The 14,274-nt window shown below is 38.1% G+C and carries 19 protein-coding genes and 2 pseudogenes; 4 read left to right on the top strand and 17 right to left on the bottom strand.

Annotated features, from left to right (window positions below; genetic code table 11):
* Window positions 1-39: 39 nt before the first annotated feature.
* A complete protein-coding gene (locus ABES52_RS07180) occupies window positions 40-516 on the bottom strand; it encodes an NUDIX hydrolase (protein ID WP_429650370.1) in 477 nt (158 codons plus the stop codon).
* 93 nt (window positions 517-609) lie between these two features.
* Here ABES52_RS07180 and ABES52_RS07175 point away from each other — a divergent pair, with 93 nt between their 5' ends.
* Window positions 610-912: a HesB/YadR/YfhF family protein gene (locus tag ABES52_RS07175; RefSeq protein WP_429650368.1), complete on the top strand. Its 303-nt coding sequence runs from the start codon at window positions 610-612 to the stop codon at window positions 910-912.
* A gap of 19 nt (window positions 913-931) precedes the next feature.
* On the opposite strand, the gene ABES52_RS07170 is transcribed toward ABES52_RS07175, so the two are convergent.
* Window positions 932-1,246, bottom strand: coding sequence for a hypothetical protein (locus ABES52_RS07170; protein ID WP_429650366.1), 315 nt, complete (start codon window positions 1,244-1,246; stop codon window positions 932-934).
* 14 nt (window positions 1,247-1,260) lie between these two features.
* Complete coding sequence (locus ABES52_RS07165) at window positions 1,261-1,686, bottom strand: acyl-CoA thioesterase (RefSeq protein WP_429650364.1); 426 nt, start codon at window positions 1,684-1,686, stop codon at window positions 1,261-1,263.
* A 126-nt stretch (window positions 1,687-1,812) separates the two neighbouring features.
* Between ABES52_RS07165 and ABES52_RS07160 the strand changes: the two genes are divergently transcribed.
* A complete protein-coding gene (locus tag ABES52_RS07160; protein WP_429650362.1) occupies window positions 1,813-2,238 on the top strand; it encodes a GNAT family N-acetyltransferase in 426 nt (141 codons plus the stop codon).
* Window positions 2,239-2,277: 39 nt separating this feature from the next.
* Here ABES52_RS07160 and tlp read toward each other — a convergent pair whose 3' ends face one another.
* The 9 genes and pseudogenes from tlp to mtnK all read right to left on the bottom strand — a co-directional run bounded on the left by tlp (window position 2,278) and on the right by mtnK (window position 8,677).
* A complete protein-coding gene (gene tlp, locus ABES52_RS07155; RefSeq protein ID WP_429650360.1) occupies window positions 2,278-2,511 on the bottom strand; it encodes a small acid-soluble spore protein Tlp in 234 nt (77 codons plus the stop codon).
* A gap of 116 nt (window positions 2,512-2,627) precedes the next feature.
* Window positions 2,628-2,771 carry an acid-soluble spore protein N gene (locus ABES52_RS07150; RefSeq protein ID WP_042348685.1) on the bottom strand — a complete coding sequence of 48 codons (144 nt, stop codon included), beginning with the start codon at window positions 2,769-2,771 and terminating at the stop codon, window positions 2,628-2,630.
* Between the two features lie 54 nt (window positions 2,772-2,825).
* Complete coding sequence (locus ABES52_RS07145) at window positions 2,826-2,957, bottom strand: FbpB family small basic protein (protein ID WP_429650358.1); 132 nt, start codon at window positions 2,955-2,957, stop codon at window positions 2,826-2,828.
* Between the two features lie 137 nt (window positions 2,958-3,094).
* Entirely contained in the window at window positions 3,095-3,940 is an 846-nt protein-coding gene (locus tag ABES52_RS07140; RefSeq protein WP_429650356.1) for a TlpA disulfide reductase family protein, read from the bottom strand.
* A gap of 230 nt (window positions 3,941-4,170) precedes the next feature.
* The gene (locus tag ABES52_RS07135; protein ID WP_429650354.1) at window positions 4,171-4,578 is read right to left on the bottom strand and encodes a hypothetical protein; all 408 of its coding nucleotides are present in this window, start codon (window positions 4,576-4,578) and stop codon (window positions 4,171-4,173) included.
* 120 nt (window positions 4,579-4,698) lie between these two features.
* A pseudogene (locus ABES52_RS07130) lies at window positions 4,699-5,247 on the bottom strand (GNAT family N-acetyltransferase).
* A 328-nt stretch (window positions 5,248-5,575) separates the two neighbouring features.
* Complete coding sequence (locus ABES52_RS07125) at window positions 5,576-6,394, bottom strand: class II aldolase/adducin family protein (RefSeq protein ID WP_429650352.1); 819 nt, start codon at window positions 6,392-6,394, stop codon at window positions 5,576-5,578.
* Between the two features lie 8 nt (window positions 6,395-6,402).
* Window positions 6,403-7,449 carry an S-methyl-5-thioribose-1-phosphate isomerase gene (mtnA, locus tag ABES52_RS07120; RefSeq protein ID WP_429650350.1) on the bottom strand — a complete coding sequence of 349 codons (1,047 nt, stop codon included), beginning with the start codon at window positions 7,447-7,449 and terminating at the stop codon, window positions 6,403-6,405.
* Between the two features lie 22 nt (window positions 7,450-7,471).
* Entirely contained in the window at window positions 7,472-8,677 is a 1,206-nt protein-coding gene (gene mtnK / locus ABES52_RS07115; protein ID WP_429650348.1) for an S-methyl-5-thioribose kinase, read from the bottom strand.
* A gap of 150 nt (window positions 8,678-8,827) precedes the next feature.
* On the opposite strand from mtnK, the gene ABES52_RS07110 reads away from it, so the two are divergent.
* Together ABES52_RS07110 and ABES52_RS07105 are read left to right on the top strand one after the other, a co-directional pair.
* Window positions 8,828-9,766: an alpha/beta hydrolase gene (locus ABES52_RS07110; RefSeq protein WP_429650346.1), complete on the top strand. Its 939-nt coding sequence runs from the start codon at window positions 8,828-8,830 to the stop codon at window positions 9,764-9,766.
* Window positions 9,767-9,977: 211 nt separating this feature from the next.
* Window positions 9,978-10,871: a DUF1002 domain-containing protein gene (locus ABES52_RS07105; RefSeq protein ID WP_429650344.1), complete on the top strand. Its 894-nt coding sequence runs from the start codon at window positions 9,978-9,980 to the stop codon at window positions 10,869-10,871.
* A gap of 142 nt (window positions 10,872-11,013) precedes the next feature.
* Here ABES52_RS07105 and ABES52_RS07100 read toward each other — a convergent pair.
* The 5 genes and pseudogenes from ABES52_RS07100 to ABES52_RS07080 form a co-directional block, all read right to left on the bottom strand.
* Window positions 11,014-11,187 (bottom strand): annotated as a pseudogene (locus tag ABES52_RS07100) (YwiC-like family protein); the annotation flags it as partial.
* 146 nt (window positions 11,188-11,333) lie between these two features.
* Window positions 11,334-12,230: a glycine betaine ABC transporter substrate-binding protein gene (locus ABES52_RS07095; RefSeq protein WP_429650342.1), complete on the bottom strand. Its 897-nt coding sequence runs from the start codon at window positions 12,228-12,230 to the stop codon at window positions 11,334-11,336.
* The gene (locus ABES52_RS07090) at window positions 12,230-12,892 is read right to left on the bottom strand and encodes an ABC transporter permease (protein ID WP_429650340.1); all 663 of its coding nucleotides are present in this window, start codon (window positions 12,890-12,892) and stop codon (window positions 12,230-12,232) included. Before ABES52_RS07090 ends, ABES52_RS07095 begins: the two co-directional genes overlap by 1 nt.
* Window positions 12,889-14,010, bottom strand: coding sequence for a betaine/proline/choline family ABC transporter ATP-binding protein (locus ABES52_RS07085; RefSeq protein WP_429650338.1), 1,122 nt, complete (start codon window positions 14,008-14,010; stop codon window positions 12,889-12,891). The genes ABES52_RS07090 and ABES52_RS07085 overlap by 4 nt, the downstream gene beginning before the upstream one ends.
* Before the next feature lie 82 nt (window positions 14,011-14,092).
* Window positions 14,093-14,274: hypothetical protein (locus ABES52_RS07080; protein ID WP_429650336.1), on the bottom strand; the 182-nt coding region annotated here is incomplete at its 5' end.

Here is a 14,274-nt window from a genome sequence, read left to right as displayed (position 1 = left end):
AGGGCATGCTCAAACATGAGCAGCCCTTCTTTTTCGCTCCTATGTAGGATTTGATAACATATAGATTGGTTTTTTTGTGTATTCAACAATATTCCCTTCTTCATCGTACTGAAAAGCATGTTCTAACGGAAAAGGATACGTAAATAAGTCATGAATAAAGTAAGGGATATTAGAAACGACTTCAGTTGACGTGACAATCCAATCCAGTGATTTCCATTCAAGTTTTCCTTCTTTACACGCAATCGTTGGGTCAGTTGACACCGTCCCAATAAAAACATACATCCCCCCTGCTCCGTTCCAAGAAACGATGCCTTTAAAACGTATCTCATCAGGAATTAACCCTGTTTCTTCTTTTATTTCTCTTAGAATAGAAGCTTCGATGGTTTCACCAGATTCTAATTTGCCCCCAACACCATTCCATTTTCCTTGATTTGGTGGATATTTTCGATGTAGCATTAATACTTCATTACTTGACCAATCTCCACGTTTTAAAAAACAGATCGTATATGGATACAATATTGAGTAGCCGTCCTTTCATGCAAAAAGTTAGATATACCAAAAGTTTATTTTATATAATATATGTAACTACGATGTAATGGAGGTCTTAAAATGAAACTAGTCCTATCAAATGAGGTCATTACTTGGTTTGAAAAGGAAATGAATATCAAGCCAGGTGATGCGATTCGCTTTTTTGTACGTTACGGTGGATGCGATTCTTTTCAAAAAGGTTTTTCTCTTGGTGTTATGAAAGATGAACCAAACGATGTAGCTGTTCAACAAGTGATAAACGGCGTGACCTATTATATTGAAGAAAAAGACCTTTGGTATTTTGAAGACCATGACCTACATGTTACATACAATGAAAAGTGGGATGAACCTACTTATGAATATGTAAAATCCATTCAATCGTAAGCTGTTTTTCTATGACAGCTTATTTGTTTAATTTATGTCGTAACCGTTCAAGTTGATCGATTTTTCCTTCTTTACGTAAAATCCATTCTTCCTTTTCGCCGAGTAAATCAAAATGGGAGTAACCGTCTTTTCGAAAATGGATCCATTCTTTTTTCAAATGATATTTTTTCCCCCATTCGGCTAGCTTGTCTACGTCACGACAACCAACTTTTGTTACCGTTTTGACACCAGGAAAACGTTCATCTATCCAAAAATGGGTTAAAAACGCAATCTCCCCATCGTCTATTGTCCGTTTCCATTGGCGGATGTCTTCTCTCTTGATGCCAAAGGCCATCGTTACTCCTCCTATTACTTTTCTTGTTTTTTGGCTTTCATGTACGCCTCGTGCCATTCAGGAAAATACCGTTTAATAGAAATCGGACGAAAATTATCTCGTTTGACACAAACATGTTTCGACGTCCCGACTATGGCAATCTCATTGTCTTCACGTACGATTTCGTAACCGTACACAACGCGAATCCCATCGTATTGTTCAATCCATGTATGGACATAAGCCTTTTCTCCATAGCGAACAGGCTTTTTGTATGATACATGAATATCAATAACCGGTGAAAGGATTCCTTCTTTTTCCATATCTGCATATCGAAACCCTAACTCCTCGATTAGTTTGGTTCGTCCTAATTCCATCCATATTAAGTAATTCGCATGGTACACGACACCCATTTGATCCGTTTCTGCATATCGTACATCAATTTCTTTTGTCGCAATATGCATGTCGACGTTCTCCTTTCTTCAGTTAAGCCTACTTCGACCACTGTTTTCATCTTAACACAATTTTTTATTCAAGATAAAATAAAAAAGGAATACAATGGAATATTTTTTGGAAGGAGGAAGAATCGGATGGCAAAAGTGATTCAATTAAAAACGGAACAAGAATGGCGTCAAGCATTTCCTGTGATGAAACAGCTGCGAACACACCTCAATGAGGAAACGTTTATCAAACTCATAAACGTAATGAAACAACAAGGATATGAACTTTATGCATTAATTGAAAACGATGATATTCAGTCTGTTGCTGGTGTTGCCATTCAAACCAATTTATATCTCGATAAGCACTTATTTATTTATGAATTAGTGACGAATGAAGCTAACCGCTCCAAAGGATACGGAGAACAAATGATGAATTTTTTAATACATTATGCGAAAGAAAATGGCTGTAAACACATCGCTCTGGAATCTGGCGTTCAAAGGGAAGACGCTCACCGCTTTTATGAACAAAAAATTGGCATGAAAAAAGCGAGTTTTTCATACCGCCTAGCGTTGTAAATAAGCATAAAAAAGAAGCGCCTTATGGACGCTTCTTTTTTATTCATACTGTTGTTGGTTATGGTATTCGTCTTTGATTTCTTCACGCATCGCTTCAATGCTTTCGCGACGTCGCTCATTTTTTGCTTCAATTTGCTGCTTTTCGTCTTCGTTAGAGAATAAAGCCATCGATTCTTCCGCTTCTTCTATGTTTTCAATCGTGTTTTGCACCATTTCTTGTAGCTTTTCTACGTTATCACTACGATCATCTGGTTTTGGCTTATTATAGGCCATTCCCTTTATTCCTCCTTCTGCTGTAAAGGTACATCTATAATGTGTAACTTTCTTACGAAATATATGCAGGGAACGTCATATTGATTTTGTTAACGATAACTATCTTATTTACTCAATTATTCCCCTTTTGTTTGTATAACTTGAGCATGTTGGCCGGACTGATCTTGCATTTGTTTCCCTTTATTACCGCCAGCAGATCGAGATTTGGTACCGATATGATTTGGTGCAAAATGTTTTGAATCTTTTTTCGGATTACCCATATCTTTCCCCCCTTATATTTTTATGTTTTCCAATCTAGGAGGAAGTATGAGCAATTATTCTGCTTTGTCAAAGTATTTCTTTTCCAAGCGCTCTTCAATTTTTCGTAATGCTTCTGGATCATTCATTAAAGCTTGTTTATTTTCTTGCACTAGTTCACGAAACGATTTCATTCGCCGTTTTTTCATTCAGAACCCTCCAATGATTTATTCTATCTGCTATCTTTTCCATTTTTTTGATAAAATATGACGTATTTTTTTGTTTTTTCTCATTCCAAAGTATTTTCAGAAAAATAAAAAAAGACGTTCTTATTTCTGAACGCCTGTTATGGATGAGTCCATGCATGTAAATCTTCTTTTGTCATTGCTCCTAAATGTTTATGACGGACGATTCCATCCTTATCAATGAAATATGTCATCGGAATAGAAAGGATTTGATAATCTTTTTGAACCTTTTCCTCATGGTCGATTAAAACGGGAAATGTAATATCATATTGAGCTAAAAACTCAGGTACATCCCCAACTTGATCAATATTAATGGCTAAAAGCTCTACATCAGCTGGTTTTTCTTTATAAAATGCTTGCAATTCGGGCATTTCTGCTTTACAAGGTGGACACCAAGTCGCCCAAAAGTTGATGATAATTCGTTTCCCTTTTAATTGTTCTAAAGAAATGGGTTGACCAGATAACGTTGGTAACGTAAAAAGTGGGGCCGGTTTATCAAGTGGATAGCCAACACCAATCTCTGCGGATACAAATTCTGACTCTTCCTGATGAATGTACTCTTCCCATTTAGGTAAAAATTCCTTACGAAGCGACTGATCTGATAAGATGCGATGAAATAACGCATCTTTTAAAACTTGATTATTCATTAATTCTTCTAATTGATTGGTATCAATCATCCCATTATTTTTTTGATCAAGAACAGAGACGAGTTCTCGTTTCGTTGACTCATCGATCTTTAATTCGTTTAATACTTTTTTTCTAAGTGTTTGATCTTGAACAAGCACTTCAAAAATCGACAAATCTACTCCTTCCACTTCATGAAACATATTTACAAATTCCTGTTCGACCAAATCTAGAGTTTGCTTTTGTTTTTGAACCGTTAACGTTTGAACGACTGCAACCGTTAACAAAACGACGAGAGCTGTTGCACCTATGATTTTCTTCAAACGATTTCCCTCCATTCAAAGAGCTACATTTTCATTAATTTACTTTGGAATCATGGCCTTCTTATGAAAAAAAATCCAACTAATGACTACATACCTATAATATTTTTCCCTGTTCCATTTATATTATGAAGCTAGTCTAATAACTACATCTATATAAATGCGGAATAATATTTGAACATTTAGCCTGTTAAATGAATAGGTATTGAGTAAGATGTTTCGATATCCCTAACTTACAATACCCTCCAGATTGTTGCTCCTAAAAAATAGGTACACCCCCAAATAGTAAATCCACTACCTAGTAAAAGAATGGATGGAATCCATGCCTCTTTCTTCTTTACGATTTGAAACCCAATATATCCGATCGTAGCTATTGTTGCCAGTACGAGTCCCCTTTCACCCCCTGTAAAATAAAGAAGACCTAATGGATTCGTCCAAATAAGATGTGGTTTTAAAATGACGATACTTGTTTTATAAATGGTTATCCAAATCAGGATACTATATAGAAAAATCGTCGGTACATCTGGACTGTTATGGGGGATTTCACGGTAAAAAAACTTCACCCATCCATAAGAAACAAAAACACCGATGAATAAAATTACCCATTGAATTGGAATATGTATAGGTCCTAGCGACAACATTAAGGGTCCCCCTTTCGTAAAAAAGAAGACCTAACAAATAAAGGCCTTCTAATTTTCATTGTTATTATCACGTTTACTTATTATTTATGTAACAAAGAATAGGAAAATTGAGCGTCTGGGTCATTCTGAATCATTTGGATTTATGATAGCGAAGTGTAAATGATCTTCCCACTTTCCGTTAATCTTTACGTTCTTCTTGGAAAGCCCCTCCTTATGGAATCCTGCCTTCTCTAAAACTCGAATCGACGCAATGTTATGTGGCATAACGCCTGCTTCAATTCTGTGTAACTCGAGAACCTTAAAGGCATAGTCAACGACCAGGCGCACAGCTTAAGTAGTATAGCCATGTCCGTTGTACGAGTGATCTACATAATAGCCTAGCCAACATGTCTGTAATGGACCACGGACCACTTCAGTCAACTCAATGATACCAATCAATTCATCAGTACCGATGTGGAAAATGCCGAACGTGTATTGCTCGTCTCTTTCCTTCTTCGCCAAGCTGGTTTGAATTCGATTTAACTGATATTCCTCCGTATAGAACTCCTCGGTCCTATCTGGCGTATACCGTTGCCAAAATTCTCGGTTTCTACGGTGCATCTCTGCCAACGGTCCCACATCTGTATCCTTTAAAAATCGCAAATAGATTTTATGTCCCAACAATTTCACCTTTCCTTATCCCTTCCTTACATATAACCACCACAGGAATCCTGTGATGGATGGAGTATCTCGATTCATGGAAATTGGTAATGGAAATGATACTTGAATTGACATATAATTGACGCTCTCATAAATTCTTTTCATCCTCATCTTCGAGATCGTTCAAGCTTTCTCTTGCTAAAGTGAATGACTTTATTTGAAACGCCTTGTAAGGACAAGACAAATGACGTACCGAATCGATTGCCAATTTGCACACCATTTTGTGTATCAAATACATGGTCTTTAACCCCAAAACGGAACCCGTTAAACAATTAAAGGCCTTCTTATTTTCCTTGTCTTAATCGTGTTTATTGATGTTCATTTCATCTTTCAGTTTGGAAATTGCTTTAATAAGTCGGTTAGTTACTCGGTGAACGATTTCTTCTATCGCCTGTTCAGACAATTCTACTTCTAGCTTTGGTGATACTTTTTTTGCTGTAACATCTGACTCCATACGGATCCCTTGAGGGGCTTTCCCATGAATCCCCATCTTCTCTTTTAATTCAAGCAAGCGTTTCACGTGTCGTTCGTTAAGCTCACGGTCTCCATTTATTTGACGAGCGAGCCAGTTAATTTTCGCACAAAATTCTAGCGATTCCATTAAAAAATAGGCATGCTCTAAGTCTTTTCCCCATGTTAACGCTCCATGATTTTCGAGAAGAACCCCTTGATGGTCATGGACATATGGGGCAATCGCTTCTGGTACTTCACCCGTTGATGGAGTTCCGTATGGAGCAAGCGGGATAGAACCAAGAAGGACGATAAGTTCGGGCATGGTCGCTTGATCAAGCGGGATACCGGCAACCGCAAAGGCGGTGGCATATGGTGGGTGGACATGAACGACAGCACCAACATCAGGTCGTTCTTGATAGACACGTAAATGCATTTTAATTTCTGACGTAGGTCGATAAGTTCCTTCTAACACTTCACCTTTTCCGTTGACGAGTAACAGCATGTCTTTTGTTAAAAAGCCTTTACTCACACCCGTTGGCGTGACGAGAAATACGTCTTTGTCTATACGGGCAGAAAGGTTGCCATCATTTGCGGCAACCATTCCTTTCTCATAAATTCGTTTACCTATGTCACACATTTGTTGTTTCAACATCTCAAGACTCATGCTGACACCTACTTAGTCTGAAATAATGCTTGTAATTCTTGTTCATAATTCCCTTGAACAATCCCTTTTTCGGTAATAATAGCCGTGATTAGTTCATGTGGCGTCACGTCAAAAGCGGGATTAAATACTTTAACCCCTTCTGGAGCCGTTTGTTTTCCAAACCCATGGGTCACTTCCATACTTTCTCTCTCTTCTATTGGAATCTCGTCTCCAGTTTTTGTTTGTAAATCAATAGTAGACAGTGGAGCAGCTACATAAAACGGTATATTGTGGGCTTTGGCAAGTAGTGCCAGTCCGTACGTTCCAATTTTATTGGCTGTATCACCGTTTGCGGCAACGCGATCACAGCCTACAATCACTGCTTGTACCCAACCTTTTTGCATCACCATTGCGGCCATATTATCAGTAATGAGCGTCACATCGATCCCCGCTTGCATCAATTCCCAAGTAGTTAATCGTGCTCCTTGTAATAACGGACGTGTCTCATCCGCATATACGCGTATGTTCCATCCTTTTTCCTTAGCTAAATAAAGAGGAGCTAACGCAGTTCCGTATTTCGCCGTGGCGATTCCCCCGGCATTACAATGGGTCAATACGCCCATTCCATCTTTTAGTAAAGTCAGGGCATGTTCTCCAATGGAACGACAAACTTCTTCGTCTTCTGTCCGAATAGTATGCGCTTCTTCCTCTAACGCCTGTTTAATTTCCGCAATTGGGCGGTGCTTTTCTTTTTTCGCTCGTTCCGTCATCCGATTTAACGCCCAAAATAAATTGACAGCAGTCGGTCGGGAAGAAGCTAAATACTCTGCTTGTTTTTTCAACTCCTCAAAAAACGCAGGAAAGCTCTCTTCCGATGCATGTTGAATCCCTAACAATAATCCATACGCAGCGGCAATACCGATCGCAGGGGCTCCTCGCACTTTTAATTTTTTAATGGCATCCCATACTTCTTCAATGGTCGTAAGGGATAAAAAGACCGTTTCATTCGGTAATTTTGTCTGGTCTAAGATGGTTACGGTTCCGTTATCGTATTGAACGGATTGGATAAATGACATCGTATTTTCCCCTCTCCGAATTTTATTCAACGGACTGAATGAGTGCTTTCACTTCATTGATTTGTTGAACTTGATGACGATTGATAATTAAGGATCGGCCAATGGCCAGTGCAAGCCTTTGCGCTTGTAACCGTTTTACATCATCTTTGATTGTATCAATATCCGCTACATGTGCCAACCCGTAGATCCGGCGAATCATTTTACAACCAGCATACCCTAATGTATCCGAAAAAATCTCTTTCATTGTAAACTCCTTAAAGGATGGTTGAGAAAACATTGGATCGTGACAATCTTTCTCATAAAGTGCGGTGAATTTTTGTGAAAATAATGTCCATACATCGGCTGCCATTTGCAACAATCGAGAGCGGACCACGTGTTTTTCTTCCTCATTTTCCGCCCAACCTTCTTGGGCTGCATAATTTAGTAACAAGTTGGCAATGACCGCCCCGATATCAAATCCGATAGGACCAACAAACGCAAATTCTGGATCGATCACTTTCGTACGATCAGGACGAACAAAAATACTACCTGTATGTAAATCCCCATGCAATAGAGCTTCCGCTTTCGTCATGAAGCGATGTTTTAACTTCGCTACCTCTCCTTTTAGTTCTTCATCTTTCCAAATTTGCTCTGCTAGTGGACGAACGCCTGGAGGAATATTATTTTCTGGCGCATCGTAATACGGCTGAGTAAAAATTAAGTCCTCTGAAATTTTACATAGCTCTGGATTAATGAACCGTTTCACTAACGATTTTTTCTCAAGTGGGTTCATATAATAATCAGATGTATAAAATAAGGTGTTCGCTAAATATGTAGATATATGATCCGCAAATTGCGGATATTCTTGTTTTTCAATTAATCCTTTTCGCATAATGACATGATCAGATAAATCTTCCATTACAAATATCCGTAAATCTGGATCAGCATGGAATAATTGTACAGTATGTTCAGGACAGTATTTGCCTTCTTCTTTTAGCGCTTCTGCTTCAATCCGATTACGATCGACCGTAAGCGGCATCGATTCTCCCACCACTCGAGCATATGGAAGCGATTGTTTAACAATCACTTTTTTTCCAGTCAGCTGGTCCTCAATTTGAAACACTAAATTTAAATTTCCATCCCCAATTTCTCGACACGTTAGCTTTGCATCAGCTGAAAAAATAGATAAGTTTTGAATGTATTCAATGACAGACTGTTCATCTAATGTTCGATAGTTAGTTTCCACCATTTCAACCTCAACCCTTTCTTTCTCTCTTATTGTTGCTATTTTATCAAATTTTTCGAATATAGCAATAAATGAAACTCGAAATCATTTTAAAATTTTGATATTTCAACGTATGAAAAAATTTGGTAATATTTTCAGAAAGGAGGATATGAGATGAGTAGGATGACATACCCACATTTGTATCGAAAATTTCTACAATTGTTAGAAGCCAATGATCTAGAAGGTTTGAGATTTCTTCTTTCATTAATCGATCGTCATTTTCCCGAGCAGAAAGATATTTCGATATCATTGAACGTTTATTTACTTAGCCAAGAAGAGGACGAAGAAAAAGCATGTGATTTATTAGATGAAGCTTTGCAACATGGAGTGTGGTGGCATCCTTCTACCCTGGACCGTAGTCCTTTTTTTAAACCGCTTCATTCGTGTAAAAGATTTTCTATCATACGGGAGAAAAATCAGCAACTATTTGAAAAGAATCGTTCATTCGGTATCGCTAAAATTTTGTACGCTGGCGATGAAACAAGTTCAAAAGGGATATTTGCTATCCACTGGAGAGGCTCGAATGCTGAAGATTTTTCGACATTTTGGTTAGAACACCACTCGCCGTATCGTTTCGCATTTCCACAAAGTTCCCAAGTTCATGGAATACGGTCCTTTCATTGGGACGATGAGGTCATCGCTAAGAATGAGTTAAAAGAGTTGTTTCAGCGATTTGTTAATGATTCTCGTCTGTCAACAAGAAATATGGTCATTAGTGGAGCTTCCCAAGGTGGGAAACTGGCGATTGAGCAGTTATTAGCTGGTCAAATTTTTAAAGCTCGTGGGTTTATTGCGGTGATTCCGGCCATCATTCCTCATACGATCGAAACCATAAAAAGACTTTTACAAAATAATAATTGGAAACAGATGAAAGGATGTATAATTACCGGAACTAGGGACCCATTTTATGAAGAAACAATGAAATTAAAGCCTTTATTTGAACAGTATCAATTCCCATGTTTATGGTTGGTAGTGGAAGGGTTAGGGCATATGATTCCTGAAAATTTCCAAGAATTAATCGAAAAAGCAACGGATTTCATTTTCTCAACATGATAAAAATAAAACAACATCCATTTTGCGTTCACTTACGCGATTCATAAGTTTATGTCTGTGGAAAGTATTTTTATTTAGAAAATATGTTCAATCAAAGCGTCTAAAGGGGAAATATATTGTTAGTAATAAAATAACGAAACCTATCAAATCAAAAATTCGTCTATTATAAGGAAAGAAATAAATAGACAGCAATGACTAGGAGGTACATATCATGAAACGATTGATCTCAAGTATAATGGTTGTTCTGATTTTGTTCACATCTCCCCTTTGGACACTAGCAGATGCAGCCGAAGGTGATGTCATTGTCACGCTTGGTGAAAATTTAACAGAGCAGCAAAAACAACAAGTATTAAATGAAATGAATCCGCCAGATGAAGCGATGTTTATTACCGTTTCAAACGCAGAAGAGCATCAATATTTGGAAGGAGTGGTTCCAAAAGCCCAAATTGGTACACGGGCGATTTCTTCTTCTATGATTACCATTGGGGCGAAAGGTTCTGGACTATCCGTAGAAACGAATAATATAAATTGGGTCACAGAGGAGATGTACACGAATGCGCTCATTACTGCAGGAGTAAAAGATGCAGACATCTACATTACCGCCCCTTTTGAAGTTTCAGGTACAGCTGCCCTAACCGGTCTAATGAAAGCGTATGAAGTTTCTACTGGACAAAAGATTCCAGAAGAAGTGAAAAAAGTCGTAAACGAAGAAATGGTAACAACAGCTGAACTTGGCGAGTCGATTGGAAATGATGAAGCAGTCGCCTTACTTGCTCGTCTCAAAGAAGAAATAGCGGAAAATGCTCCTAAAACCGAAGATGAATTACGTACTCTCATTGAACAGGTTGCTAAAGAATTAGGCATTACCCTTACCGAACAAGACATCGAGCGATTACTTGCTCTTTTAGAAAATATGAAAAATGCCAATATTAATTGGGACCAAGTCAATGAGCAGTTAAGTAAAGCAAAGGAACAACTCTCAACCTTCCTCCAATCAGAAGAAGGAAAAACATTTTTGCAAAACATCATAGATATTTTAAAAGAGATTTGGAATGCGATTCTTTCCCTCTTCGCTACAGAACCACAACAACAGCAAGGGACCTAAAGAAACAAGCTGACTTCGTTTTTGAAGTCAGCTTGTTTTATGAGGGCAACCTACACAAATAATGCTATATATAACCATTATGATGAAAAATATAACTGAGTTTACAATTTCTAAAACTCCAATTTTTAGGTTTCCTCCGGTTCTTGTTCCGTTTTTTCGAAATCATAAGAAGTGGGTACGACGCTAAATATAAAAAGAGCCAGCCTAAGCCAAGTGGAATGTGCACCCATGACCACCCTCCAGCCATGGCCCCGAGTACAAAAGGTATCACGAGCATTGCCCAAGCTCCATGTTGTTTCGGGATAAACGGTTTCATTACAACCCCTCCCATAATAACATACATCTTAATATTAGTTTAACAAAGACAACGAAAGATATAGGGAGAGATTGTGGAGAATCATTGAATCATTCATGTGTATTAAAAAAGAACGAATCCCCCCATCACTTGGGATTCGTCCTTTTTTAGTTAATTAATCCTTTTTCCTTTAAAAATTGACGTGCCACTTCTCGTGGATCTTCTTGGTCTATATCGACTTTTGCGTTCAGAGAGGTCATGTCTTCTTCGGAAATTTGACCAGCTAATAAATTTAACACTTCTTCAACTTCTGGGTGAGCGTCAAGTACTTCTTGCCGAACAATCGGAACGGCATAATAAGGTGGGAAAAACCCTTTATCATCTTTAGTTGTTCCTAAATCATACCGTTCAATTCGTCCGTCCGTAGTAAACGCTGGAATAATATCTACATCTCCTTTCTTTAAAGCTTCATACATAATATTTGGGTCGTAGCTTTTCTTTTCTTTAAAGGAAAATCCGTAAGTTTCGGCTAACGCATCGTAGCCATCCTCTCGTTCATAAAATTGATGGGGCGCACCAAAAATTAATTCACTTGCATATTCGGATAAATCACTATATGTTTTTGCTTCTATTCCTTCTCCTTTTCGATAAGCAAGTGTGTACGTATTTTCAAAGCCAAGTGCCTCTAACCAAACGACGTTATATTTTTCTTTGTATCCTTTGCGGACACGTGCTAAAATCTCATCAGCTGCTTCGCCGGGTTGTACTTTTTCTTTTAAAACGGCTTCAAGACCTGTTCCAGTATATTCGACGTAAATATCAATATCTCCTTTTTCTAATGCAGGCGTCAAAATGGATACTTCACCTAATCCTTCTTTCACTTCCACTGTTAAATCCGTTTTTTCCTTTAATAATTCGGCGATCATATGAGTTAAAATATATTGTTCCGTCCACATTTTACCCGAGACAACAATTTTGTCATCGGACGCATTGTTACATCCTGAAAGTATTCCTAACAAAAGAGTCAAAATGAGTGCAAAAGAAAGTAATTTTTTCAACACCATCATCCTTTCGTTTTTAATCCTTTTGGTGTGGATAAACGTTCGATTAATTTTAAAAAGAAATCAAAGAAAATCGCTAACAACGCAGCTGGAATGGCTCCTGCTAGCACTAACTGGTTGTTCCAAGTAGATAATCCACGATAAATTAAGTCACCAAGCCCTCCCGCTCCGACAAACGTAGCCAGAGTGGCAATTCCAACCGTTAAAACAGTAGCTGTGCGAATCCCGGCCATAATAACGGGGAGAGAAAGTGGTATTTCGATTTTCCATAAAATTTGCCGGTTCGTCATTCCCATTCCGCGACCAGCTTCAATGACACTCTGGTCTACTCCCTTAATGCCCGTGTATGTATTGCGTAATATTGGAAGTAGGGCATAAATCGTTAAAGCAATAATGGCTGTTAACGCACCAGTACCGAGTAGTGGCACGATAAATCCAAACAACGCTAAGCTAGGAATGGTTTGAAAAACAGCGGTTACACCAATAACCCATTCCGCCCACTTCTCATGACGTGTAATATAAATGCCAAGTGGGACAGAGAGGATGATGGCAATACTTATCGAAATAAGAGAAAGACAAATATGTTCGATGATTCCCGTTGCGATTTGATCTGATCGACTTGAGACAGTCTCAAAAAAAGTGCCGAACACATGATTAATCGTCATACAAGAACCGCCTCCTCTTCCTGCTGTTGGGAAAATGCAAGTAACAAGTTCTCTCTCGTGATCATGCCGAGAAAGTGCGTATTCTTTCCAACAGGTGCAATACTTAAATTTTGCATTACCATTGCTTTGGCAGCTTCGGAAAGAGTGGTATGTGGAGATAATAGGATAGGAAGAGGCTGTGTTAGTGATTCGATTGGGTCCGTACTTGAAAGGTTTGATTGTTCCAGCTTACGTCGAGATATAATCCCTATAACCTTATCAGATTCATTAACCACAAATACCTCATTAACGGAACGTGTTAGTAGCCATTCCAATACCTCTTTTTTCGTAAAATGAACAGGTACAACAATTGGTTCTTCAATAAACGGTTCAATGGTTTTTACTTGTTCTTTTAAACGATGCTCTCCAATAAACGACCGTACAAAATCATTTGCTGGGTGTGTAATAAGTTCTTCAGGAGTCGTATATTGTTCGATACGTCCTTCTCTCATGACGGCAATTCTATCCGCTAATTTTAACGCTTCATCCATATCGTGCGTGACGAACACAATCGTTTTTTGGATGGACTGCTGAATTTGTTTTAATTCGTCTTGTAATTGTTCCCGACTAATCGGGTCGAGTGCACTGAAAGGTTCGTCCATTAAAATGATAGGTGGTTCGGCTGCTAAAGCGCGAACAACACCAACCCGTTGCTGCTGTCCTCCACTTAATTCTAACGGATAGCGATGTTTGAATACACGGGGATCTAATCCAACTAAATCTAACAATTCATCGACCCGTTTTTCGTATTTTTCTTTTTTCCAACCTTTTAATTTGGGGATAAGAGCGATATTTTCTCCGACTGTCATATGTGGCAAGAGACCAATTTGTTGAATAACGTAACCAATATTTCGACGTAACTCAACTTCGTCGTGGTCTGCTATGTTTTGACCATCTATATAGATCGCACCCTCCGTTGGGAGTATAAGCTTATTAATCATTTTCATTGTCGTTGTTTTCCCACAACCACTAGGGCCAATTAGAGCCACAAACTCTCCTTTTGGAATATGTAAATCAATACCTTTAATCGCTTCAAAACCATCTTCAAACCTTTTTACAACACGTTCAAATTTAATCAATAAGACCACCTACTGCTTTTTACATTCACTTCATTTACTTTCATTTCATCTCTATACCCTTTTTTTTAACAATAAAACCTGTTTAAACAAAAAATAAATAATAGTTTTCTATATAAATATCAACCCCTTGTTTTATATTTGTCTGATAAAAAATGGTTATTTTTATTTTAGATGGTTTAAGGAAAAACATCCAATGATTTACCTTTAAAAATGGATCTGTAAAACGATACTGTTGATATGTATCCATTTCGCTTGTGGCGGACG

Source organism: Aeribacillus pallidus (genome assembly GCF_050478865.1).
GTDB lineage: Bacteria > Bacillota > Bacilli > Bacillales > JACDOC01 > JACDOC01.
This window is presented reverse-complemented; position numbering and strand designations above follow the sequence as displayed.

What these genes read in the sequence shown, in the direction of transcription:
- ABES52_RS07175 (WP_429650368.1), top strand. Translation starts at nt 610, where the DNA reads ATGAAACTAGTCCTATCAAATGAGGTCATTACTTGGTTTGAAAAGGAA.
- ABES52_RS07105 (WP_429650344.1), top strand. Translation starts at nt 9,978, where the DNA reads ATGAAACGATTGATCTCAAGTATAATGGTTGTTCTGATTTTGTTCACA.
- ABES52_RS07125 (WP_429650352.1), bottom strand. Translation starts at nt 6,394, where the DNA reads ATGAGTCTTGAGATGTTGAAACAACAAATGTGTGACATAGGTAAACGA.
- ABES52_RS07090 (WP_429650340.1), bottom strand. Translation starts at nt 12,892, where the DNA reads ATGACGATTAATCATGTGTTCGGCACTTTTTTTGAGACTGTCTCAAGT.
- ABES52_RS07170 (WP_429650366.1), bottom strand. Translation starts at nt 1,246, where the DNA reads ATGGCCTTTGGCATCAAGAGAGAAGACATCCGCCAATGGAAACGGACA.
- ABES52_RS07135 (WP_429650354.1), bottom strand. Translation starts at nt 4,578, where the DNA reads ATGTTGTCGCTAGGACCTATACATATTCCAATTCAATGGGTAATTTTA.
- tlp (WP_429650360.1), bottom strand. Translation starts at nt 2,511, where the DNA reads ATGGCCTATAATAAGCCAAAACCAGATGATCGTAGTGATAACGTAGAA.
- mtnK (WP_429650348.1), bottom strand. Translation starts at nt 8,677, where the DNA reads ATGGTGGAAACTAACTATCGAACATTAGATGAACAGTCTGTCATTGAA.
- ABES52_RS07145 (WP_429650358.1), bottom strand. Translation starts at nt 2,957, where the DNA reads ATGAAAAAACGGCGAATGAAATCGTTTCGTGAACTAGTGCAAGAAAAT.
- ABES52_RS07165 (WP_429650364.1), bottom strand. Translation starts at nt 1,686, where the DNA reads ATGCATATTGCGACAAAAGAAATTGATGTACGATATGCAGAAACGGAT.
- ABES52_RS07160 (WP_429650362.1), top strand. Translation starts at nt 1,813, where the DNA reads ATGGCAAAAGTGATTCAATTAAAAACGGAACAAGAATGGCGTCAAGCA.
- ABES52_RS07110 (WP_429650346.1), top strand. Translation starts at nt 8,828, where the DNA reads ATGAGTAGGATGACATACCCACATTTGTATCGAAAATTTCTACAATTG.
- mtnA (WP_429650350.1), bottom strand. Translation starts at nt 7,449, where the DNA reads ATGTCATTTATCCAATCCGTTCAATACGATAACGGAACCGTAACCATC.
- ABES52_RS07150 (WP_042348685.1), bottom strand. Translation starts at nt 2,771, where the DNA reads ATGGGTAATCCGAAAAAAGATTCAAAACATTTTGCACCAAATCATATC.
- ABES52_RS07095 (WP_429650342.1), bottom strand. Translation starts at nt 12,230, where the DNA reads ATGGTGTTGAAAAAATTACTTTCTTTTGCACTCATTTTGACTCTTTTG.